This window comes from Snodgrassella sp. W8124 (genome assembly GCF_016100875.1).
Classification (GTDB): domain Bacteria; phylum Pseudomonadota; class Gammaproteobacteria; order Burkholderiales; family Neisseriaceae; genus Snodgrassella; species Snodgrassella alvi.
Window position 1 is genome coordinate 589,944 of record NZ_JACFRP010000001.1, and the last position, 24,024, is coordinate 613,967.

The 24,024-nt window shown below is 41.7% G+C and carries 22 protein-coding genes and 1 tRNA gene; 7 read left to right on the forward strand and 16 right to left on the reverse strand.

Annotated elements, in window-relative coordinates:
• The first annotated feature begins 5 nt into the window (after positions 1-5).
• The gene (infB, locus tag H3U73_RS02540) at positions 6-2,927 is read left to right on the forward strand and encodes a translation initiation factor IF-2 (RefSeq protein ID WP_198189987.1); all 2,922 of its coding nucleotides are present in this window, start codon (positions 6-8) and stop codon (positions 2,925-2,927) included.
• A gap of 80 nt (positions 2,928-3,007) precedes the next feature.
• Positions 3,008-3,379 carry a 30S ribosome-binding factor RbfA gene (gene rbfA, locus H3U73_RS02545; protein WP_198189988.1) on the forward strand — a complete coding sequence of 124 codons (372 nt, stop codon included), beginning with the start codon at positions 3,008-3,010 and terminating at the stop codon, positions 3,377-3,379.
• A gap of 77 nt (positions 3,380-3,456) precedes the next feature.
• Here rbfA and H3U73_RS02550 read toward each other — a convergent pair whose 3' ends face one another.
• Entirely contained in the window at positions 3,457-3,942 is a 486-nt protein-coding gene (locus H3U73_RS02550) for a YbhB/YbcL family Raf kinase inhibitor-like protein (protein ID WP_038648930.1), read from the reverse strand.
• 216 nt (positions 3,943-4,158) lie between these two features.
• Between H3U73_RS02550 and H3U73_RS02555 the strand changes: the two genes are divergently transcribed.
• Complete coding sequence (locus H3U73_RS02555) at positions 4,159-4,851, forward strand: alpha/beta fold hydrolase (protein WP_198189989.1); 693 nt, start codon at positions 4,159-4,161, stop codon at positions 4,849-4,851.
• Positions 4,852-4,929: 78 nt separating this feature from the next.
• Here H3U73_RS02555 and H3U73_RS02560 read toward each other — a convergent pair whose 3' ends face one another.
• The 3 genes from H3U73_RS02560 to eno form a co-directional block, all read right to left on the reverse strand.
• Complete coding sequence (locus H3U73_RS02560) at positions 4,930-5,307, reverse strand: STAS/SEC14 domain-containing protein (RefSeq protein WP_198189990.1); 378 nt, start codon at positions 5,305-5,307, stop codon at positions 4,930-4,932.
• Positions 5,308-5,600: 293 nt separating this feature from the next.
• Entirely contained in the window at positions 5,601-5,921 is a 321-nt protein-coding gene (ftsB, locus tag H3U73_RS02565; protein ID WP_198189991.1) for a cell division protein FtsB, read from the reverse strand.
• A 30-nt stretch (positions 5,922-5,951) separates the two neighbouring features.
• Positions 5,952-7,235: a phosphopyruvate hydratase gene (gene eno, locus H3U73_RS02570; RefSeq protein WP_198189992.1), complete on the reverse strand. Its 1,284-nt coding sequence runs from the start codon at positions 7,233-7,235 to the stop codon at positions 5,952-5,954.
• 459 nt (positions 7,236-7,694) lie between these two features.
• Between eno and H3U73_RS02575 the strand changes: the two genes are divergently transcribed.
• Together H3U73_RS02575 and H3U73_RS02580 are read left to right on the forward strand one after the other, a co-directional pair.
• Positions 7,695-7,787: transfer RNA gene (locus H3U73_RS02575), tRNA-Ser, on the forward strand.
• A gap of 303 nt (positions 7,788-8,090) precedes the next feature.
• Positions 8,091-10,070, forward strand: coding sequence for a ligand-gated channel protein (locus H3U73_RS02580; RefSeq protein ID WP_198189993.1), 1,980 nt, complete (start codon positions 8,091-8,093; stop codon positions 10,068-10,070).
• A 207-nt stretch (positions 10,071-10,277) separates the two neighbouring features.
• On the opposite strand, the gene H3U73_RS02585 is transcribed toward H3U73_RS02580, so the two are convergent.
• The 12 genes from H3U73_RS02585 to leuC all read right to left on the reverse strand — a co-directional run bounded on the left by H3U73_RS02585 (position 10,278) and on the right by leuC (position 20,916).
• Positions 10,278-11,045 carry a TatD family hydrolase gene (locus H3U73_RS02585; protein WP_198189994.1) on the reverse strand — a complete coding sequence of 256 codons (768 nt, stop codon included), beginning with the start codon at positions 11,043-11,045 and terminating at the stop codon, positions 10,278-10,280.
• A 44-nt stretch (positions 11,046-11,089) separates the two neighbouring features.
• Positions 11,090-11,527, reverse strand: coding sequence for a ProQ/FINO family protein (locus H3U73_RS02590; RefSeq protein WP_198189995.1), 438 nt, complete (start codon positions 11,525-11,527; stop codon positions 11,090-11,092).
• A 101-nt stretch (positions 11,528-11,628) separates the two neighbouring features.
• Positions 11,629-12,744, reverse strand: a complete 1,116-nt coding sequence (aroC, locus tag H3U73_RS02595) for a chorismate synthase (RefSeq protein WP_198189996.1) — start codon at positions 12,742-12,744, stop codon at positions 11,629-11,631.
• A gap of 253 nt (positions 12,745-12,997) precedes the next feature.
• On the reverse strand, positions 12,998-13,252 hold the full coding sequence (locus H3U73_RS02600; protein WP_038648923.1) for a hypothetical protein: 255 nt from the start codon (positions 13,250-13,252) through the stop codon (positions 12,998-13,000).
• Between the two features lie 401 nt (positions 13,253-13,653).
• Positions 13,654-14,190 carry a membrane integrity-associated transporter subunit PqiC gene (locus H3U73_RS02605; protein ID WP_025330978.1) on the reverse strand — a complete coding sequence of 179 codons (537 nt, stop codon included), beginning with the start codon at positions 14,188-14,190 and terminating at the stop codon, positions 13,654-13,656.
• Positions 14,190-15,827 carry an intermembrane transport protein PqiB gene (gene pqiB / locus H3U73_RS02610; RefSeq protein ID WP_174830318.1) on the reverse strand — a complete coding sequence of 546 codons (1,638 nt, stop codon included), beginning with the start codon at positions 15,825-15,827 and terminating at the stop codon, positions 14,190-14,192. The genes H3U73_RS02605 and pqiB overlap by 1 nt, the downstream gene beginning before the upstream one ends.
• On the reverse strand, positions 15,814-17,151 hold the full coding sequence (locus H3U73_RS02615; RefSeq protein WP_100125981.1) for a paraquat-inducible protein A: 1,338 nt from the start codon (positions 17,149-17,151) through the stop codon (positions 15,814-15,816). Before H3U73_RS02615 ends, pqiB begins: the two co-directional genes overlap by 14 nt.
• 108 nt (positions 17,152-17,259) lie before the next feature.
• A complete protein-coding gene (gene leuB / locus H3U73_RS02620; RefSeq protein WP_110414329.1) occupies positions 17,260-18,330 on the reverse strand; it encodes a 3-isopropylmalate dehydrogenase in 1,071 nt (356 codons plus the stop codon).
• A 91-nt stretch (positions 18,331-18,421) separates the two neighbouring features.
• Positions 18,422-19,063, reverse strand: a complete 642-nt coding sequence (leuD, locus tag H3U73_RS02625; protein ID WP_198189997.1) for a 3-isopropylmalate dehydratase small subunit — start codon at positions 19,061-19,063, stop codon at positions 18,422-18,424.
• Between the two features lie 66 nt (positions 19,064-19,129).
• Positions 19,130-19,270, reverse strand: a complete 141-nt coding sequence (locus H3U73_RS02630) for an entericidin A/B family lipoprotein (protein WP_051506459.1) — start codon at positions 19,268-19,270, stop codon at positions 19,130-19,132.
• Positions 19,271-19,288: 18 nt separating this feature from the next.
• Positions 19,289-19,414: an entericidin A/B family lipoprotein gene (locus H3U73_RS02635; RefSeq protein WP_078474712.1), complete on the reverse strand. Its 126-nt coding sequence runs from the start codon at positions 19,412-19,414 to the stop codon at positions 19,289-19,291.
• 95 nt (positions 19,415-19,509) lie between these two features.
• Complete coding sequence (leuC, locus tag H3U73_RS02640) at positions 19,510-20,916, reverse strand: 3-isopropylmalate dehydratase large subunit (protein ID WP_025330973.1); 1,407 nt, start codon at positions 20,914-20,916, stop codon at positions 19,510-19,512.
• Between the two features lie 606 nt (positions 20,917-21,522).
• On the opposite strand from leuC, the gene gshA reads away from it, so the two are divergent.
• Both gshA and trpS read left to right on the forward strand, forming a co-directional pair.
• Positions 21,523-22,881 carry a glutamate--cysteine ligase gene (gene gshA, locus H3U73_RS02645; protein ID WP_198189998.1) on the forward strand — a complete coding sequence of 453 codons (1,359 nt, stop codon included), beginning with the start codon at positions 21,523-21,525 and terminating at the stop codon, positions 22,879-22,881.
• A 95-nt stretch (positions 22,882-22,976) separates the two neighbouring features.
• A complete protein-coding gene (gene trpS / locus H3U73_RS02650; RefSeq protein WP_025330971.1) occupies positions 22,977-23,987 on the forward strand; it encodes a tryptophan--tRNA ligase in 1,011 nt (336 codons plus the stop codon).
• The last annotated feature ends 37 nt before the right edge of the window (positions 23,988-24,024 follow it).

The following is a 24,024-nucleotide window of genomic DNA, read 5'->3' on the forward strand; positions in this document are numbered from 1 at the left end:
CGCGAATGAGTAATCAAATAACTGTAGAACAATTTGCCTCGGAACTGCACTTATCAACCTCAAGGTTGCTGGAACAGTTAGCAGAAGCAGGAGTACACAAACAGGCGTCGTCGGATAAACTGACAGCTGCAGATAAAAAACAGTTGCTGGTTTATTTAAAGCAGTCTAATGGTAGTCAGTCTGCCGGTACTATCACACTGAATCGTAAAAAACCAGCTGAAAAAAGTACTGTTGGCGGTGTTGAAGTTGAAACCCGCCGGCGGCGGCGTATTGCTGTACCGCCGGAAGAACAGGAAGCCAGACAGGCAGAAGAAAAACAGAATCTTCCGCAGCCTGAATCCGAACCGGTGAAAACAGTAGATACTGAGGCTGAAGAACTGGCAAGAAAAGCTGCTGAAGAGCAGGCTGAAGCGCGACGCAGAGAAGAATCTGCTGCGGCAGCAGCTGCAGAAGCAGCGCGTCTGAAAGCAGCAGCGGCGGCCAGTAAAACCGAACAGAAACCTAAAGTGGAATCTGTGCAGACAGAAGTGGTAAAACAGGAAGTGAAACAGCAACAGAACGCAGCAGCTCAACCTGCAGAAGTACCTGCTGATAAAAAGCCAGCAGCAGACAAAACTGAGCAGCCTAAATCCAAGCGCAACAACCGTAACCGGAATGCGAAAAAAATTGATTTGGCTGCCCTTAAGGCTGAAGCAGCCAAGCCGATTATCAGTCCTGAAGAGCAGGCTCAGCGTGATGAAGAAGCTAGACGTGCTGAAGCCATGCGAGCCCATCGTGAAATGTTACTAAAACAGAAACAGGAACGTCAGGCACGGCGCGAAGCAGCTAAACAGCAGGCTAAGGAAGAAAGTAAAGCAGTTAGTGAGCAGAAAACTGCTGAAGTACGTTCGGCTAAGCCAACTGAGAAAAAGCCAGTGAGCAGTAATGTACCTAAAGCGGCAGAAAATGTGTCTGAATCAGCAGGCCGGCGTAAAAAGGATGAACAGCGTCATCAGCGTGAAGACGATATGCCAAAAGGTAAATCAGCACGCGGTGGTAAAAACCGGCGTTCGGTAGATGCGGCTAACTCTGAAGAGGGACGCAGCAGCAGACGAGGCAGCAAAAAAGGTGGTAAGAAACAGCTTAAACTGGAACCAAATCAGCATGCCTTCCAGGCACCTACTGAACCTGTAGTACATGAAGTGCTGGTGCCGGAAACCATCACGGCTGCTGAGCTTGCACATAAAATGGCTGTAAAGGCTGCAGAAGTGATTAAAACCCTGATGAAGATGGGTATGATGGTGACCATCAACCAGTCACTGGATCAGGAAACCGCCCTGATTGTTGTAGAAGAAATGGGGCATATCGGTAAGGCTGCTGCAGCTGATGATCCTGAAGCCTTTCTGGATGAAGATACTACCGTTACTGAGGCTGAAGAATTACCTCGTCCGCCGGTGGTTACTGTGATGGGTCATGTAGACCATGGTAAAACATCCTTACTCGACTATATTCGCCGTGCCCGTGTTGTGCAGGGTGAAGCAGGTGGTATTACACAGCATATTGGTGCCTATCATGTGGAAACACCGCGCGGTGTAATTACCTTCCTGGATACTCCGGGACATGAAGCATTTACTGCTATGCGTGCCCGCGGTGCACAGGCTACCGATATTGTGATTCTGGTGGTTGCCGCTGATGATGGAGTAATGCCTCAGACTATTGAAGCCATTGCACATGCTAAAGCTGCAAAAGTACCTTTAGTGGTGGCTGTAAATAAGATTGATAAAGAAGGCGCCAATCCTGAACGTATTCGTCAGGAACTGACAGCACATGAAGTCATCCCTGATTCATGGGGTGGTGATGTACAGTTTATTGATGTTTCAGCTAAACAGGGCACCAATATTGATGCATTGCTGGAAGCAGTATTGCTGGAAGCAGACGTTCTGGAGCTGAAAGCACCTGTAGATTCTGCTGCTAAAGGTATTGTAGTCGAGTCACGTCTGGATAAAGGGCGTGGTGCGGTAGCAACCTTGCTGGTACAAAGCGGTACGTTGCGTAAAGGTGATGTTGTGCTTGCCGGTACGACTTTTGGTCGTGTACGTGCCATGGTAGATGAGAATGGTAAAACCATTACTGATGCCGGCCCGTCTATCCCGGTAGAAATTTTGGGCTTGTCAGACGTACCTAATGCCGGTGAAGATTTTATTGTACTGGCCGATGAGAAAAAAGCACGTGAAATTGCTCTGTTCCGTCAGGGTAAATATCGCGATGTACGACTGGCTAAACAGCAGGCCGCCAAACTGGAAAACATGTTTAACAACATGGGTGAAAATCAGGCGCAAAGCTTGCCGATTATTATTAAAGCAGATGTTCAGGGTTCTTATGAGGCCTTAGCAGGAAGTTTGCGTAAACTGTCTACTAATGAAGTACGGGTTGATGTATTGCATAGTGGTGTAGGTGGTGTGACAGAATCTGATGTGAATCTGGCTATCGCCTCTGGCGCAGTTATCATCGGCTTTAATGTACGTGCTGATGCCACTGCACGTAAACTGGCTGAACATGAAGGTATTGAGATCCGGTATTACAATATCATTTATGATGCTATTGATGATGTGAAGGCAGCTTTAAGCGGTATGCTGGCACCAGAACAAAAAGAAAATGTGATTGGTACAGTAGAAATTCGTCAGGTTATTAACGTATCAAAAGTGGGTAATATCGCTGGCTGTATGGTAACCGATGGTTTAATCAAGCGTGATTCTCATGTTCGGTTAATTCGTAATAATGTGGTTGTGCATACAGGTGAACTGGCTTCATTAAAACGCTTTAAAGATGATGTTAAGGAAGTACGTCAAGGCTTCGAATGTGGTCTGATGCTGAAAAACTTCAATGAAATTATGGAAGGTGATCAGCTGGAAGTCTTTGAGGTAGTTGAAGTTGCCCGTAAGCTTTAAAATGATTTAGGGTATAACAGGCAGCCAGAGAAGTTTCCGGCTGCCTGAATTTACTGGCCTGATCACAGAAAGGAATGATTATGCGTAAACCTCAGCGTGGTTATGCTCGTCAGGATCGTGTCAAAGAGCAGATTATGCGTGAACTGGCCGAACTTGTGCGTGTTGGTCTCAAAGATCCGCGTGCCGGTTTTATTACAATTAATGAAGTAGAAGTAACCCGCGATTATAGTCATGCTACTATTTATTACACTGTGCTGGATAACAGTACCCGTGATGTAACCGAAGAAGCACTGGAACATGCTAAGGGTTATTTGCGTAGCGAACTGGCTCGTCGAATAATTTTATTCCGTACACCTGAGCTGACGTTCATTTATGATGACTCGCTTGAACGAGGTATGAGTATTTCGCATTTGATTGATAAAGTTTCTAAAGAAAAACCGGTTGAAGATTAAATGAAGCTTAAAAAAAGAGGTTGTCCAAGATTGGACAACCTCTTTTTATATTATTTAACCTGATTTATATTATGAATTTAGCGTCCATAGTGAACCATTACTGAGGCTTTGGCAATGGCATGACTATTCACTACAAAACCCGTATAACTAGTAGTTGCATCCTCGGGTAAATCAATTTTATCAGTATTCAGAGCATAAACAGTAAAAATATAACGATGGGGCGGATGACCTTCTGGCGGATAAAAACCCGAATAACCTAAAGTTCCGCTATCGTTACGTAGCTGACGTGTTCCGGCAGGTAAATTCTGCCCACCTTTTGCACCAGCATTTCTTTTCAGTTCAGTTAAGTCTTTTGGCAGATTAATCGCCATCCAGTGCCACCAGCCTGCACCTCCTGTAGGGGCATCGGGATCATGGCATTGAATTGCAAAACTTTTGGTTTCAGCTGGTGCATTTTCCCAAATTAAAGCAGGAGACTGGTTATCACGATCACTTTGATAAGAGGAATCAACAGTATCGCCGTTTTTGAATTCAGGACTGGTTAAGGTAAATGTATTTGGCATTATATTTCTCAATGTCATTAGAAGATAAGATAGTGGTGATTTAATTTTGCTGGATAAGGTTGATTAAGTCAACGCAATGTAAGAATAATAAATAATAATGAAATTAGTTAAAAGGGTTTTAGATTGGTAGCAAAATAATTGCAAACATTAATTTGGCTGATTGATAAACTGTTATAGAATATCTGTCCAGTGGTTTGCTCTATTGAGACTATCAAGATGAAAGAAATATTACCTTGGGTATGCATTCCTGGTTTTATGCTGGATGAAACATTATGGGATGATATGAAAGCTAATTTGGCTGAATCCCAGCCGGTATTATGTGCATCACTGGCAAGCGGAGACAGTATTGCTGCTATGGCAGAAAATATTGCTGTTTCTGCTCCTGAACGTTTTGTGCTCATTGGTTTTTCGCTTGGCGGCTATGTTGCAAGAACACTGGCCGCCCAGTATCCGCAGCGGGTTGCTGCCCTTGTCTTAATTGCTACTTCATTGCGTGAGGATACACCACAGCAATACGCAGCAAAGCAAAATACTTTAAAAATTCAGCAGCATCTAAATTTTCGTGGTTTGGGACATAAAGCTATAATTCAGACGTTGCGACCTGATAATCAAAATAATCAAGAGATGATTAGCAGAATCCGGCAGATGAGTGAACGTTTGGGTTTTGATGTGTTAAGCAGACAATCTTTGCTAAACCGTAAAACTCCGACAGGTCAGAAAATTTCCTGCCCGACTTTGATTATTGCTGCTGCGCAGGATCAGATGCGCTCTATCGATGAAGCTAAGGAGTTGCAGGAATTTATACCACAGGCTAGTTTGAAAATAATCGAAAATAGCGGGCATATGTTGCCACTGGAGCAACCGGAAATATTGGCTGAAACGATATCCGGCTGGCTCAATCAGCTTTGATGTAATTAAATTTAATTAAAAATATTTTTGGTTTTATCAGTTAAATATATTAAGTGTGCTTACTGATGAATAAAGCAGTTAATTATTGCGGATGGCATTTGAATTTTGTGTATTCTGTTCCAGCCATTTTTGCGCTGTAGCTGTATCACTAAAGTATCTGGGTCGTTGCAAAGTTAGTAAATTAGCAAGACGTATACCTATACGAATCCAAATATCGTCAACGACAATAGCAGTGCGACCAAAATCATGGGCATGCTGACGCAGAAATCTGAGATGTTCTAAAGCCATATCTATAGTGAAATCTTTCATCTGGCTCAGATCAAGTAACAGATTAGGTAAATGAATGTGTTCAATGGCTTTTAACAAAGCATTTTCCAGCTGATAAAAGTCTTCTAGTGTAAATTCATTGTATAGTACAACGTCTAAACCGTAACTTTTCTGATGGATAGAAATCATATATTTGCCTTTAATGCCCAGAACAATTTATCTTACCTGATTCAGCAGATTTTAAAATATCATACTAATTGATTAATATATTGGCTATGATTCTTTTAAGTCTATTCTGATATTGATTAGAAAATTTTAAAAGCTGTGGTATTGATACAACCAAACTATAGGTTGATGGATTTTATTAGTCAAATTAAATCATCTGGTGGAAACAGAATATATTGCAATTTATTGCTATAAAATAAAACCAGCGGTTTTTGGTACTAAAAACTGCTGGTTTGGTAATGTCAAAGTGTTTTTCTTTATCTTTGAGGAATATTATTTTGATTATTTGTAGTAGTTACAAGTGTGCCTGAAGGTACAAAACGATAGAAAACTTCGCCATCCTGTATATAACCCAGTTTATCCCGGGCCATTTCGTTTATCGCATCTTTTCCATCGGCGAGATCTTTAATTTCGGCGGTAAGAGCACGATTACGCTGTATCAGGGTTTCATTACTGGCATTCTGATTTATGACGTTGTTCTCCAGATTCCACATGTCGTGCCAGCCGCCATGCCCCATCCACAAGTCGTATTGTAAACCGGCCAATGCAAATAACAGTACCCAGGTTACCCACTTCATTTTATTTGCCTATAATATTCCATATCAGAATTAGCTAAGCTGATAAAAAGCTTTTTTACCGGGATAGTAGGCTGCAGAACCAAGTTCTTCTTCAATTCGCAGCAACTGATTATATTTCGCAATACGATCAGAGCGTGAAAGTGAACCAGTTTTAATTTGCATGCAGTTTGTACCTACAGCCAGATCAGCTATGGTGCTGTCTTCGGTTTCGCCGGAGCGATGGCTCATTACACTGGTATAGCCAAAGCGTTTGGCTAAATCTACCGCTTTAAGTGTCTCGGACAATGTACCAATCTGATTGACCTTAACCAGAAGTGAGTTAGCCAGACCCTTGGCTATACCTTCGCTTAAAATAGCCGGATTGGTAACAAACAGATCATCACCAACCAGCTGTACTTTTTTACCCAGACGTTCTGTCAGAAGTTTCCAGCCTTCCCAGTCGTGCTCGCTCATACCGTCTTCAATAGACACAATAGGGTATTTGTTAACAAGGTCAGTCAGGTAGTCAGCAAACTCGGCACTGGTCAGGCTCAGATTTTCTGCAGTTAATTCATAATGCCCGTTTTTGTAAAACTCACTGGAAGCGCAATCCAGAGCCAGTACGATATCTTTACCGGGAATATAGCCTGCTGCCTCTACAGCAGACAGAATCAGCTGAATGGCTTCTTCATGACTGGCTAAATCTGGCGCAAAACCGCCTTCATCACCAACACTGGTAGACATACCTTTATCATTACATAATTTTTTCAGATGGTGAAATACTTCAGCACCACAGCGCAATGCCTGACGAAATGATTCTGCGCCCACCGGCATAATCATGAATTCCTGAATATCAAGGCTATTATTGGCATGTGCACCGCCATTGATAACATTCATCATCGGAACAGGCATGGACATTGGCCCGGCACCGCCTATATAACGATATAGTGGCAAACCGGCATCTTCTGCTGCAGCACGGGCAACTGCCAGTGAAACTGCCAGCGTAGCATTGGCTCCAAGGCGACCTTTATTATCAGTACCGTCCAGATCAATCATAATCTGGTCGATATAGCTTTGTTCACTGGCATCAATGCCGATAAGTGCCTGTGCAATTTCATTATTAACATTCTCTACAGCCTGTAATACACCTTTGCCCAAATACCGCTGTTTATCGCCGTCACGCAGTTCCAGTGCTTCTTTTTCACCGGTAGACGCGCCGGAAGGCACGGCAGCTCTGCCCATTACCCCAGATTCAAGCAGAACATCACATTCAACTGTCGGGTTACCGCGTGAATCCAGTATTTCACGCGCAAAGATGTCAATAATTGCACTCATGCAAGTCTCCAGAATTTTAAATTTTATATTGTTATGCGATAAAGACTACAAACAATAATTTTGCCAGTCATCGGGTTGACCAGATGGTTAAACTTTGTATTATACCGGAGGCTGAGTATGAGAAAAGGGTAATTTACACTTGATTTTTTGAGCAGTAAATTAAATAGAACAATCAGGTAGCATATGTTTATTATATAAAGTAAACAAATTGATTTCTGTTAAAGGTGCTTTGGAGAATCAGCTAAAACTCTCAGGAACTTATGGTGGCTATATATCAACTTTATCTGAGACCTGAATTTTAGTATAGCTCAGATTTGTATCCATCGGTGGTTTATAGGCGTAAAGAAAATGTTGTTTACTGCTATAGTGTTAGCAAAAAGGGCATCATTTCGGAGTTTTTTTTGTATATTTTTGTTTGACAGTTAAGAGTTGATTAGGTATAGTTCGCAACTTCTCTACGGAGAGTTGGCCGAGTGGTCGAAGGCGCTCCCCTGCTAAGGGAGTATACGGGCAAAACCTGTATCAAGGGTTCGAATCCCTTACTCTCCGCCATTTTACAAAAAATCCCTGAATTAAATTTCAGGGATTTTTTATTTACTGGTTTTAAAATGAGAGTATGTATCGCTATTAGTAAATCTTATTTTCAAATCATTTAGTTATGTCATTACTTGCCATGACATAATACCTACGCCAACTCAAATGGTATTCTTTTTTATATTTTGTCAATAAATCTGATGCTTTTTAGGTATATTTATGTTAAATTATATAATGATTACTATTATCATTTAAATGAATTTAACTAAATAATTTATTTAAATTTTATTAAAATAAATTCGTCAGAGGTCCGTCTTCATTATGCGTAAACTGATTCACCATTCGTTTTCACTGGCATTACTCCCAACTTTAATATCTCCGTTATATGCTGCAGAAGCAGTACTGGATGATGTAGTGGTAACAGCTTCGGGATTTAAACAACAGGCAAAAAATGCAGCAGCATCAATTACTGTGATTAATGCCAAAGAACTCGAAACTAAGGAATATCACGATGTCACTGATGCTTTGCTGGATGTACCAGGAGTGGTAGTAACCGGTGGCGGCAGTACGAAAGATATCAGTATCCGTGGGATGTCGGGTGCTTATACTATGTTGCTGATAGATGGCAAACGGGTCAATTCGCGCGGGGTTCGTCCTAATTCCGATGGTCCGGGAATTGAGCAGGGCTGGATGCCACCAATTTCAGCGATTCAGAGGATTGAGGTGATTCGTGGTCCTGCTTCAGCTTTATATGGATCCGATGCAATGGGTGGGGTGATTAATATCATTACCAAAAAAACAGCTGCTGACTGGACTGGTTCAATTAAGGCAGATGCTACTATACAACAGCATAGTAATAGCGGTAATACTCTGCAAAGCAGCGTTTATCTTTCCGGTCCGTTAATTCAGGATAAATTAGGTATCCGTGTTAATGCAGGATATTCTCACCGCGATGAAGATAAATTTATCGGCGGCTATAAAGAACAGCGTATGCGCAACGGTGATCTGGTTCTGTCCTGGACACCGGATGATAAAAATACAATTGATTTTGAATTAAACCGAAGTTTACAGAATCGCAATGGTAAAGTAGGTAAAACAATTGATACAGCACCGCGCAGGGGTGTAAAACCTACAGATGATTACACGCTGTATGATCGCAATCAGTATAGTATTACTCATCGTGGCTACTACGATAAAATTGATACTCAGACATATGTTCAGCGTGAGGAAAATGATAATCCATCACGTGATATGCATGAAAAAAATACTATTTTTAATACCCAGACTCAGTTTCGCCTGAATAAACATACTTTGAGCATCGGCGGCAGATGGCAACGGGAAGAACTGAATGATACGGGTAACCAGCTTGTTATTAACGGGCGGCGGTTAACTCATCTGGAGCGTGATTCTTGGGCAGTTTTCGGACAGGATGAATGGCGTATCGTACCAACATTTGCACTGACTGGTGCAGCACGACTGGATCATGATGAAAATTATGGTTCTGAGATCACTCCAAAGTTTTATGGTGTATGGACGCCTAATAAAGAATGGACAATAAAGGGTGGTTATTCCCGTGGTTATAAAGCACCTGCACTGCGTGCAGCATCAGATGGCTGGGGGCAGGTAACCGGTGGTGGATATTCTAATGGTATTATTATAGGTAACTCAAATCTGAAACCGGAAAAATCAGATAATTTCGAAATCAGTTTCAACTGGGATAATAACCGTAATCTTTCTGCTGGTTTAACTACTTATTATACAAAGTTTAAAAACAAAATAACGGAAGTACGTACCTGTCAGGGTAAGGCCGGTTCAAATGCCTGTTCTTGGCGTAATGAGTATTTTGACTTTATCAGTCAGCGCGAAAATGTGGATAAAGCAGTTTTACGCGGTATAGAAGCAACATTTGGCTGGAAAATTACACCAAAAGTAGACTGGTCTGCGAATTATACCTATACACATAGTGAGCAGAAGAGTGGTCAGTTTAGTGGTAAGCCATTAAATGAAATGCCGAAAAATATGTTTAATACCACGCTTAACTGGAATGCGACGGAAAAATTATCTACATGGGCCAGATGGAATTTCCGCAGCAGAACTTCAGATTATCTGTCACGGACCTCAATGGCAATTGGTAAGCCATCATATGGTTTTGTAGATACAGGATTGGTATTTAAACCGAAAAAAGATCTGATTTTAAGTGGCGGTATTTATAATATATTTGATAAAAGAGTTGATCAGAAAGATTATGGTCGTACTCTGGATGGGCGCCGTTATAGTATCAGTGCACAAGTTAATTTCTAATCCGAAGTTATTGCTGTTTCAAAATAATTTCTTATTATTAATTTTTGAAAAAGTATAAATCTGCCAGCTTTCAATTATTGAAAGCTGGCAGATTCCTAATGATGAATAGTTATTTAAATTTCTGTATATGAGTACTAAGCAAAAAACATTCTAGTATTATTCATGCCTTTCACCAATGATTCTTTCAGTTAATAAATAATACTGAGACTAAGTTTTTTGTGAAATAACTTGAAACGTATTTTTGCTAGTAATGGAAGCTATATCCTGCCAGTGACTATTGCGCAAGCCGGCTATGATTTCAGCAATCTGGCGTAAATTATCAGGAGTGTTATTCTGATGCGGCAGAGGAGACATATAAGGTGCATCAGTTTCGATTACTATATGTTGTAAAGGTAGCTTTTCGGCAATGTGCCGAATTTTTTTTGCCTGTGTTCGTAATAATAAAGAACCAACACCAATAAAAAAACCATGCTTAATCCAAGCCTGTGCTTCTTCCATACTGCCGGAAAAGGCATGAGCAATCCCGCCAAAAGTAAATTGGCAATGTTTAATACTGTGTATGCAAGCATCGGTAGCATGGACGTTATGAATAATGACAGGACGCTGCAGAGATTTGGCCATTCTTAGTTGGGCTTCAAAACAGTTAATCTGCAAATTTTTGTCTGCTGTGTTATTTATTCGTGCAAAATCCAGACCAATTTCTCCCATCATAATATCTGGATGTGTATGTAGTAATGATTCGAGTTGATTGAGTGCAGAATCATTGTGACTGTTGATATACCAGGGATGAATGCCTATTGCCGCATATATGCAAGAATAAGCTTCTTGAAGTTCGATGGTTGTCAGCCAGTCAGCAGGACTGGTAGCGGGTACGAGAAAATGACCAATATGTTTATCAGCAGCCTGTTGCAGTACTTGGGTTAAATTTTCTGTCAGGGGGCTGTGATTGAGATGGCAGTGGCTGTCAAATAGCATGAGAATAAAAAACACGAGCTTGAGGGCTCGTGTATCTGCTGGTATCAGTTCTGTGATGATTCTTCGCTGCTACTGCTATGATCAGTTTCAGCTTTTGCAGAGGGGATTTCTGCGACTTCAGTTGCTGAAGCCGGTTTTGCTGTCTGCATAGAGGGATGTTGTTTAGCAATAGCCTGCTCTTCTGGTGAAACTTCACCTTTAAAGCGGTTATTCAAATCAAAACGCTTTCCTCCGCGTGCCAGAGATTTGATATATCGCGGCCGGCGGCAGTGATTGGCCAGAACGCGTGCTATAAGAGCAGGATCATATTGTGGTAATGCAGTAATTAAATCCTGATCAATGCCGATTGCCAATGGTTTAAAATGCTTAAATACATCATATTTGCGATAGATATGTTCGGCAATCATATCAGTTTGCTTTTTTTTGCTCATGGTCTGTACAGCTGATTTCAGGGCTGCACCCAAAGCGGTTTCTTGACTCATAAAGTTACTTCCTTGTGGGTTTATGGCCATTTCAATGAAATAATAATGAATTAAATCATTGATACAGATGATAACTTTGCAGTTATGGCTATAAAAAATATTCAGATATTAGCTTCATCAGATAAATAATGAGCAATATCAGGTGTATCTACGTGAATATCAGCATTTTGTGCACGCTGGCGTAAAGCATGATCCATGAGAACCAAAGCAAGCATTGCTTCGGCAATTGGCGCTGCGCGCAGTCCGACACAAGGATCGTGACGACCTTGGGTCGATAGTAGAACCGGCTTGCCATGAATATCTATTGAATGACGAGGTGTGGCAATGCTGCTGGTAGGTTTAATGGCCAGATTAATGTGTATGTCCTGACCACTGCTGATGCCTCCTAATATACCGCCGGCATTATTAGATCTAAATCCTTCAGGTGTCAGCTCATCTCCATGTTCACTGCCTTTTTGGCGTATACATTCAAAACCTGCACCTATTTCTACGCCTTTAACTGCGTTAATGCCCATCATGGCATGAGCTATATCGGCATCAAGACGATCGAAAACCGGTTCACCCAGTCCGACTGGAACATGACGAGCAGTAACATGCAGTTTGGCTCCGATGGAATCACATGCTTTACGTATGCTATCCATATATTGTTCCAGTTCTTGAATCTGGCTTTTATTAGCGACAAAAAAAGGATTATTGTTTATATAGGCATAATCTTCAAAAGAGATATTTTTTTCACCAATCTGGGTGATATAGGCAATTATTTCAGTATTAAAATGCTGACGTAACCATTTTCTGGCTACTGCGCCTGCTGCTACCCGGGCAGCTGTTTCACGAGCTGAGCTACGTCCGCCGCCGCGATAATCTCTGATACCGTATTTATGCCAATATGTGTAGTCCGCATGTCCGGGGCGGAAACTCTGAGCAATATCACTATAATCTTTACTGCGCTGATCAGTATTTCTGATTAATAAAGCTATCGGTGTGCCGGTGGTTTTTCCTTCAAATACGCCGGAAAGAATTTCGACAATATCTGCTTCACGACGCTGAGTAACATGGCGGCTGGTACCGGGTTTACGTCTGTTCAGATCATGCTGAATATCGGCTTCATTTAAAGCCAGTCCCGGCGGACACCCGTCTATGATACAACCAATTGCAGCACCGTGGCTTTCACCAAAGGTGGTAACAGTAAGGATTTGTCCGAAAGTATTGCCGGCCATAAGTTTTACTCTTACATTTTCAGTATCAGAAATAATTTTGCTGTTGAGTTTAGCATGGTTTATACGGTTTAGGCATAATTTGTCTGGCAGTTCGTTTGTTTTTGGCGCAGATGCTTTGATATGGTTATAAATTTACCTTTTTTACCAGAAATTTTTGTCTCTTATCAACAGAAATAAGGATGTGATAGGCCTGATAAGTAAAAAATATGTTAAATGGATAGTAAAATTTAATAATGAATCAAATGTAATATTTTTATTTATTGATAGGCTGTTTTTTCTGATCGGTTGTTTTTGCTGCCGGTTTTTCAGGCTGGCCGGATGGTTCTGTACCGGCTATAACGGGTGGTTCTGATGGTACGGGCTTGGTTCTAATCGGAAAGTTAATTGTCGTACCAAGACCAAAATTGTGATTGCCACCACCAATACCGACTGCCACATTAGAAGGCATGCCAATACTGCATGCTCCAACTAGAAGTAAAGCAATAAGGGAAACGAGTTTTAATCTCATAATTCTCTTCGGATAGAAATATTGTTTTATTATAAATCTTTCTGGTTATCTGGCGAATTAATTTATGGTGTCATTAGTGTAATTTTGTTATCTGGAGAGTATAGAATAAAAAATCATTTAGCTGAAAGTATCATTATTAATATAGAGAATATCAATATTTTTACTGATTTATATTATTGTTTTATCTATATTTATTAAATATGGCATTAAAAGAATAATTTTTTATTATTATAAATGATGGGGTATTGATAAATTCCCCATCATAGCTCATCTCATCTGCATTTTCATTTACTGAATTGCCATCTTATGCACTTGAATTAGTAACGGTATGTCCCGTTTAGAAAAAAATTGTCAAATGTGCTTATTAGGCCAAACTGCGATCCTGGTTAGTATTGCAATAATTAATTATATGGAGCAATGCTTTTGGCTACATTACTGAGTCCTTGAGCCAGAGCATTAACCATATTATTGTAGCCATTGCCTTGCTGAGGTAGCCGGACATTAAAGTTCTGACCTTGTTCATTATTAATACCCTGCCAGCTGCTGTAACCACTGATGTAGATATAACCATCATAGCTACCTTGAAAAGACTGTATATATACAGTTAGTGTGGTTTTAGTTTTATTTTCAGGAGTAAACAGATAGCGAATACTTTGTTTATTAAGTTCATTGGCCAGTGTCTGACTAATTTCATCGCCAAGATCATCAGCCCATAGATGCTGCTGGGCAAAGTGCAGAGTTGTCGGACTGTCCTGATAAACTAAATTCCCCTGATTAAGGCGCTCAGCCAGTACCACTTTAAGTTGTACCGGAATTCTCTGGCTGCCGGCCGGTAATTGATAGTTACTGCCGGGTAGCTGATAGTAGGTAATCGGATTACCGGCACATGCACCAAGCGTCAGACTGACAGCACAGACAAGTGGTAACAAAATTTTCATTATCTGGCTCCTTTTGGTTCCGGATCATGCCCGCGACGATTAAAAATCAGGGCATTGGGTTGTTGTTTCAGGGTTTTCAGTGTTGGCTGTGCATCTTTCAGGGTGCTGTCAATACTTTTCAGGGTTTGCTGAATATCACCATATAGAGGTGAGGTGCTGGATACACCTTGTAATGTAGTCCGTAATTCTTTCAGAGTAGCCGCCAGCTCAGCAGGTAGTTGCTGAGTTTTATTTTGTGACAACAAGCGGTCTGCACTAGCCAGAGTCGTTTTTAATTGTGCCAATGTCATATCCAGCTGTTTCATGGTGTTTTCTATAGGCAGCTTATTCATTTTGGCTAATAGTGCAGTCAATTGATTCTGGATCATATCAAGTCCGGTATGGGTGCTGCTGATAACGGTATATCCCTGATATTGTGCTACGGGTTTAAACAGTGATTCTCCCGCTTGCGCCTGAGATAAACTAATATACTGATTACCAGTAATCAAATTGTCTTTTTCCAGAGATGCAGATAACCCCAGATTAAGTGCCTGCTGGATTTGCTGCTGCCAGATTTTATCATCTTGTTTGCCAGCATTTATTTCCATACGTCCCGGCTCAATACGTAAACGTACTGGTATCCAGCCATGCTGGAAGAGTTTATGGCTGTCATTCAGGGCAAAGTAAGGTACATCTGCAACAGAACCGATATTAATACCCTGATATTCTACCGGAGCACCAACGCTGAGTCCGCGTACAGACTGCTGGAAGAATACAACATAGTATTGAGCACGGTTTGTCGGCAGGTTATCCAGCTCCCGTTCGCTATTGTAGAGAGTAAATTCAGTGTTGTTGGCAACAGGATTGCCTTTACCTTCAAACATGGTTTTGAATACGATTGCACCCGAGAGCAGTGCGGGTATGGGCGCAGAATCAATATGTACACCGCCGCCAGAAGCAGTAATCTGCAGGCCGGTCTGCAACCAGAATTTAACTTTGTCGCCTATCAGACTGTCATACGGACTATTGATGTAGACCTGATAATGTACACTGTTGTCTTTAGGGTCAAAATAGGCTTTTTCAATTTGTCCGGCACTGATATCTCCGTAAAGCACCGGGCTACCCGGATTAAGCAGCTTGTCACTGTGACCTTTCAGACGCAAACGTATACCACTTTGCGATATGGCAGTAACCGGAGGTAAATCAGCAACTGTAAATGTTTCTGCTCTTTCTTTGCTGTGCCCCGGAGTAAAAGCGATATATGAACCGGAAACTAAGGTATTCAGGCCGGTAATACCACTCTGATCTATGCGTGGTTTAACAATCCAGAACTGAGTGTCTTTACGTAGCATATTTTTGACGTCAGCTGTCATCTGCGCTTTGATTTGTACGCCTTTTTCATCCGGGCTGATTCTGATTGCAGTAACTTTACCGACGGTGACGTTCATGACTTTAATGGTAGTCGTGTTAATTTCAATCCCGTCCGCGTCTTTTATATACAAAGTAATTTCCGGCCCTGTATGGCGCAGATGCTGAAAAAGCAGCCATGCCCCGGTTAATAATGCCAGCACCGGAATAATCCACACCAGTACGTTAAAGGGTGGATTACGTTTTACTGTGGCAGTTGCCTGCGGCGTCTGATTATCAGATTGGCTCATGATGAGAATGCCTTTTACTGCTGTTTTTATAATGAGGTTTATGGTGTTTTCTTTGTTGTACTGCTTCATCCCAGAGTAAACGCGGGTCGAAACTCAGTGCAGAAACCATGGTCAGGATGACAACTGCACAAAAGTAAATGGTGGCAGCACCCGGGGTTACATTAGCCAGTGGTGTGGAAAATGCCGACATGAGAATGATAACGACAAATATATCAATCATTGACCAGCGCCCGATTGATTCGGTAATACGGTAGAGTATGGTTAATTTGTGTGCAGACATTAATGGCCGGTAAGCAGCAGAATACAGTAGAACCAGCATAGAAATAATTTTCAATATGGGAATGGCCATACTGGCACTGAATATAACAACTGCAATTAAAACGTCACCATCATTCCACATGTATTCTATACCATCAAGAATGGTACTAGAAAGATTGGTGCCCGGCGAGCGGGTAATCATCATCGGCAATAAATTAGCCGGTATATAGAAAATAATGGCTGCCAGCAGAAAGGCCATACTAATGCTCAGACTTAAAGGTTTACGGCGGCTCAGATACGAACCGCAGACGCTGCATACATTCAGGCTGGCTGGTTGCTCAAAAAGACAATAATTACAGTTGATGGTATCAGCACTATTGTTCTGTAAAACAGGATCATTGCCGGTAAGGCGCTGTATCTGATAAAAAATCCAGTGTTCAGGTACACCCTGAGAAGTGCGGATAAGTAAAATGGCCAGTACCATCATCAGCCAGAAAGCAAGTCCGAAATGAATTTGTGCCATACCACTGATTTTAATATAAGCTACCAGTGTGGCAATATAAAATACATCGACCATAATCCAGTGGCGCAGACGAACCAGTGTACGGGTAGCGTATAGCATACCGGGTAATATCTGCCGGTAGCGCAAACCTGTGTATACGTACAGACACAATAACAGAAACAGTACCGGCGAACCAAAAGTTAACAGGAACATGACTTCCGCCAGCAAAGAATAATCCTGCTGGGCCAGTGTCTCAACCATATACGGAATAGTTAGCTCTACATGTATGCCAAGTAAATCTATGCTCATGTATAACTGTGTATACACAATTAACATGATAATTAATGAAGCAATAGCATAAGCTGTTGGCGTATCCAGTGGATGATGTTCAATTCTGACCAGATGCTGCCTGCAACGGGGGCAATGAGCATATTCGCCGGGAGTCAGCGAAGGAATAGACAGAGAAAGACCACAGCAGGGGCAGCCAACATGATGTGCCGGCAGGCTGCCATCTGGCAAGTCAGTTAATGAAGTTTGCGCCTGTTGTGTGGAACGGTAGCTCAAGATATCAAATTTCAATTATAAAAATAGCTATATAAAAAATAACTTAACAGAGATATAAATTCTCTGTTAAGTTCAATATACGTAATTTAATGATAATGTGCAATTATCTTATAACGCAGCAAGTACGACATCACCCATCTGGCTGCATGAAATACGCGTACAACCTTCTTCAAATATATCACTTGTCCGCAAACCTTGTGCCAGCACTTTGCCTACAGCTGCTTCGATTCGCTGAGCTGCATCTTCGTTATTCAGGCTGTAACGTAAAAGCATCGCTAAAGAAAGTATAGTAGCCAGTGGATTAGCCAGATTCTGACCGGCAATATCAGGAGCAGAACCATGGGAGGGTTCATACATGCCCTTACCGGTTTCATTAAGAGAAGCGGAGGGCAGCATACCAATAGAGCCGGAAAGCATTGAAGCCTGATCAGAAAGAATATCACCGAAGATATTGCCTGTTACAATAACGTCAAATTGCTTAGGTGCTTTAACCAGTTGCATGGCGGCGTTGTCTACGTACATATGGCTGACGCTGACATCAGGATAATCTTTACTCATTTCTGTAATGATTTCACGCCATAACTCTGTTGTTTCCAGTACATTGGCTTTATCGACGGAACAAAGTTTTTTGTTGCGTTTTTGTGCTGCTTCAAACGCAATTTTACCGATACGGCGAATTTCACTCTCACTGTAACGCATGGTGTTGATACCTTCGCGTTCACCGTTAGCTAATGTATGAATTCCGCGCGGTTCGCCAAAATAAATATCGCCGGTTAATTCACGCACAATAAGAATATTCAGTCCAGAAACTACTTCCGGTTTTAATGTAGAAGCATTGGCCAGTTCTGGATAGAGGATTGCCGGACGCAGATTGCCAAAAAGATTGAGGTCTTTGCGTATGGCCAGCAGACCGCGTTCGGGGCGTAAAGAACGTTCCAGTTTATCGTATTGAGGACCGCCGACTGCGCCAAGCAATACTGCATCTGCCTGACGACAGATATTCTGAGTAAATTCAGGGTAGGGATGTCCGTATTCATCATAGGCTGCTCCGCCCAATGGTGCATACTGATAATCTGCATCCAGCCCCTCTGCAATCAGTTTATCCAGAACGCGTACGGTTTGTCCGATGATTTCCGGTCCGATACCGTCACCGGGAAGAATAGCAATATGTTTGCTCATTTTATTCTTTCTGCTTATCGATTAATGACTGATAATTTTGAGTTGTCAGTTAGTTTTTCAGATTATAAATGATTGAAAATTTATGATTCAGTCAGGACTGATACAGCCATGATTGTTGTTGCTTATGTTTATTTTCATATGCTTTGATAGCATCAGCGTGTTGTAATGTCAGTCCGATTTCATCCAGACCGTTGAGCAGACAGTGTTTGCGGTGTTCAGTAATCTCAAAATGATAATGTTTTCCGTCCGGCGTGTTAACAGTTTGTTCCGGCAGATTAATATTTAGCTGATAACCTTCGTTAGCTGTCACATCGTGAAATAAGAGATCAACGATTTCTTCAGGCAGAACGATAGGTAATAAGCCATTTTTGTAGCAGTTATTGAAAAAGATATCAGCAAAAGAAGGTGCAATAATGGCACGGAAGCCATAATCATCCAGAGCCCAGGGAGCGTGCTCACGGCTGGAGCCGCAACCGAAGTTTTTCCGTGTGAGCAGAATATGCGCGCCCTGATAACGTGGCTGATTAAGCACAAAGTCTGGATTTAGCGGACGTTTACTGTTATCCATACCTGGCTCACCATGATCCAGATAACGCCATTCATCAAATGCATTCGGCCCGAAGCCGCTGCGTTTAATGGATTTAAGAAATTGTTTGGGAATGATTGCATCAGTATCTACATTAGCGCGGTCAAGAGGCGCTACGAGTGCAGTAAGAGTAGTAAAAGATTTCATGCGGTATTTTAGTATTTTGTAGTTTATGATTGAATTTTATGCAAGCCCTTTCGGGCTTGCATGCAGTTACATTTCTGAACGTACGTTGTCAGAAGCATTACTTACAGCCTGACCGCCGGCAGAAATATCGCGGCCTACACCGGAAACAGTATGACAACCGGCCAGAAAACCAACAATAGCGAGACTCAAAAGCATTAATTTTTTCATGATTTTATCCTTGTATTGTTATCTGTTGGCAGCATTGGATAAATGTTGACCACCAGCTTTGACATCCTGTCCCACACCGTGAATTGTGTGACAACCAGTAACTACGGCCATAACCATTGCAGCAATTAACAACATTTTTTTCATACCGTACTCCTTCAACAAAGATAAATATTAACAAATTCAATCAGAACTACATGCTTATCATGCACGTGCTGGCTTAAAACTGCAAGTTATTCACTTTATATCTGTCGCACATCGGTAAAATGTCCGGTAATGGCAGCAGCCGCTGCCATCGCCGGACTAACCAGATGAGTACGTCCGCCGTTGCCCTGTCTGCCTTCAAAATTCCGGTTAGACGTTGAGGCACAGCGCTCCTGCGGCTGTAAGCGGTCTGCATTCATGGCCAGACACATTGAGCAACCCGGTTCACGCCACTCAAATCCGGCTGCTGTAAAGATTTTATCCAGTCCTTCTGCTTCTGCCTGCTGCTTAACCAGACCGGAACCGGGTACAATCAATACCCTTTTTACATTATCTGCTTTGTGATGTCCTTCTGCGACACTGGCAGCAATACGTAGGTCTTCAATTCGTCCGTTTGTACAGGAACCAATAAAAACAACATCTACCGGAATCTCGTTAACTGGGGTACCGGCTGTTAATCCCATGTATTGCAGTGCGCGCTGCATACCTTCCCGTTTAACCGGATCAGTTTCTGCAGCCGGGTCTGGTACCTGCTGATTGACTGCAATCACCATTTCGGGTGATGTTCCCCATGTTACCTGTGGTTCTATATCAGCAGCATTAAAGTGGTAGGTTTTATCAAAATGTGCGCCTTCATCGGATACTAAAGTGTGCCAGTAGCTGACAGCCTGATCCCACAGCTCACCCTGAGGTGCAAAATGACGGTCTTTAATATAATCAATAGTTGTCTGGTCGACGGCAACCAAACCAGAGCGGGCACCGGCCTCTATGGCCATGTTGCATAAGGTCATGCGACCTTCCATAGAAAGATTACGTATAGTCTCGCCGCCAAATTCGATTGCATAGCCTGTACCGCCGGCTGTACCAATTTGCCCGATAATATATAAAGCAATATCTTTGGCTGTGATACCTGTTTTTAGGGCGCCATCGATTTTAATCAGCATGGTTTTTGATTTTTTCGCAGTAATACACTGTGTTGCCATCACGTGCTCTACTTCTGATGTGCCAATACCATGAGCAAGCGCCCCGAATGCACCATGTGTAGAGGTGTGTGAATCACCGCATACTACAGTCATCCCGGGTAAAGTTGCTCCCTGTTCAGGTCCGACAACATGCACAATACCCTGATTGATATTTTTAAACGGATAATATTTCTCTACACCGAATTCGCGAATATTTTTATCCAGTGTATTGACCTGAAGTTTGGATATCGGGTCAGTAATTCCTTCGTCCCAGTGATCGGTCGGTGTGTTATGGTCAGCAGTGGCCACAATGCTTTGTTCACGCCAGAGCGGACGGTGAGCAAGTTTCAGTCCCTCAAAAGCCTGCGGACTGGTTACTTCATGTACAAGATGGCGGTCAATATAAAGTAAAACTGTACCATCAGCCTGTTCTTGGACAATATGGCTATTCCACAGTTTTTCATACAAGGTTTGTGCATTCATTGTAGTAGCTTTGTTTTGTTATGTTTTATGTGTGATGCATCTTAATACTGTTAAGGTAGTTTTACAAGTATTTTGTCTAAAAAATAAATTTTTGGACTAAAATAAATAAAATTATCGAATATTTTAGACTAAATGTCTAATTGTATGTTTAAATTCTCTATAAATCATTTGATTTGAGCTAATTAATCTGAATCATGTGTGGTAAAGACTGTAGATAATAGTTTCTGCTCTATAAAGATTAGAAGTTATTGGTTTCAAGCTGGCTGGCACTTTTTCAAATAATAGTAAGCGATGCTTTTATCTGGATATCTGTGTTAACTTAATAAAATGTGTTTATATATTCGGTAGTAATCAGAAAAAAGTATGTACAAAGGATAGTTTATCTGTTGATATCTAAATTTTTATATTAAAAAATTAATATTTTCATTGTGTTATATTCTTATGACTGGTTTGGTTTATATTTATGGCTGCCTGCTTGAATCTGTCTGAAAATAAAACCTTTAGTTCAGCCAAACTTAAAAAGAATACCCTCTGAACCGGCAAAATTATATAGAATACCGCATGTGCAGCAAAAATGCTGGGTATGAATGTAGAAAGGAATGAAATATGAGTTTACCTGATGTAGCCTCAGCGCATCGTGAAGAATTGCAGGATTTTGAACGTGCAATTTTAGCCAGTCAAACACAGATTGAATCATGGTTTCGTGCTCAATGGCGACATCACCACGCTCCTTTTTACGGTTCTGTGGATATTCGTAACAGCGGATATAAATTAGCCAGCATAGATATGAATCTGTTTCCGGGCGGATTTAATAATCTGAATCCCGTTTTTCTTCCACTGGCATCAGTAGCAGCACAGGATGCCGTAGAACGTGCCTGTGCAGATGCACAATCAGTTTTACTGATCCCCGAAAATCATACGCGCAACACTTTTTATTTACAAAATGTCTATGCGCTGTATTCTATCTTGCGCCATGTCGGATTAGATGTTCGTATCGGAACCCTGAATCCTGAGATTACAGAGGTTACCACGCTGGAAACAGCACTGGGTGATCACATTACGCTGGAACCGGTACAGCGACAGGGCAATCTTTTACAGCTGGCCGACGGTTTCACCCCTTGCATGATTCTCCTGAATAATGATTTATCTGGCGGTGTGCCGGAAATATTGCAGGGTTTGGAGCAAACATTATTGCCTCCGTTAAAAGCAGGGTGGACTACAAGGCGTAAAAGTACACATTTTCAGGCCTATAATCAGGTAGCTTCTGAGTTTGCACAATTAGTAGGTATAGATGAGTGGACAATTAATCCCTACTTCGAAGTATGCAGTGGTCTGGATTTTACCAGTCATGAAGGAGAAAACCGGCTGGCTGAAACTGTAGAAAGATTATTGCAGCGTATTCAGCACAAATACGATGAATTAGGTATTCAGGATAAACCATTTGTTATTGTTAAAGCCGATGCCGGTACTTATGGTATGGGTGTCATGAGTGTGCATTCTGCTGAAGAAGTACGCGGTTTAAATCGTAAAAAACGCAATAAAATGGCTAAAATCAAAGAGGGCCTGGAAGTAAGCGAAGTAATCGTACAGGAAGGAATTTATACTTATGAAACGCTGAATGGCGCAACAGCCGAGCCAGTGGTATATATGATGGACCGGTTTGTTATTGGTGGTTTTTACCGGGTACATCAGGATCGCGGACCGGATGAAAATCTGAATGCTGTTGGTATGCATTTTGTACCATTACAATGCAATATTGCTTCTCTGGATACTCAGAGCGCGGAAGAAGCAGCCAGTAAACGGGAATTTAAACCATGGGAACAGCTGGGCATACCGCAAACAGAAAATGTCACTCAGGCCAGAGATTGCGAAAGTATCCGTTTATATGTTTACGGAGTGCTGGCCAGACTGTCACTTCTGGCCGCTGCCATTGAGTTGGAAAATATGTCTGAACCGGTGGTTTAATTTATCCGGATTGATTATATGATTTGCTGAATGTTAAAAGTATGAAAACCGGCTTCAGTATTAATAAAAATTTATTTTTAAAGTAAGTGTTTATAATGAAAAAAATTCGTGTTTTAACTGGTGTAACACCAAGCGGAGTTCCGCATCTGGGTAATTATGTAGGGGCAATTCGTCCGGCAATACAAGCAAGTATGAACTCAGAAGTAGAATCTTTTCTGTTTTTATCTGATTATCATGCGCTGATTAAATGTCATGAACCTGAAAAAGTACATGAATCTACCAAAGCAGTAGCAGCAACCTGGCTTGCCTGCGGTCTTGATCCGGAACGGACAACTTTTTACCGTCAGACGGATATTCCTGAAGTAATGGAATTGAACTGGATACTTACCTGTAATACAGCCAAAGGTTTGATGAACCGGGCACATGCCTATAAAGCTGCGGTACAGGAAAATGCAGAAAAAGGGCAGGAAGATCCGGATCACGGAGTTGAAATGGGGCTGTTCTGTTATCCGATGCTAATGAGCGCGGATATCCTGATGTTTAATGCGGATAAAGTACCAGTAGGACGTGATCAGATTCAGCATCTTGAAATGGCGCGCGATATTGCCGGTCGGTTTAATCATCGTTATAAACCGTTATTTACGTTACCGGAAGCTCAAATTGATGACAACGTTGAAACTCTGGTAGGGTTGGACGGCCGGAAGATGAGCAAAAGTTATGGCAATACCATTCCATTGTTTGAGTCTGAGAAAAAGTTGCAGAAAGCTGTTAATAAAATTGTTACCAATCTGAAAGAACCCGGTGAAGCCAAACAACCGGATGAAAGTCCGCTGTTTGATATTTATAAAGCATTTTCGACTCCGGCAGAGACTTTACAGTTTACTCAGATGCTGGCTGACGGGCTGGCCTGGGGTGAGGCTAAAAAAATTCTGGCTGCAAAAATTAATGAAGAACTGGCTGAAAAACGTGAACGTTTCGAGCAGCTTAACGCACAACCATCCTTAATTGAGGATATTTTGCAGGCTGGAGCAGTAAAAGCACGTCAGACAGCAAAACCTTTGCTGGAAGCGGTACGTGAAGCTGTGGGTATCCGCTCACTTAAATAAATAATGTGGTAATTATCCGGACGGGAATAATTTTATC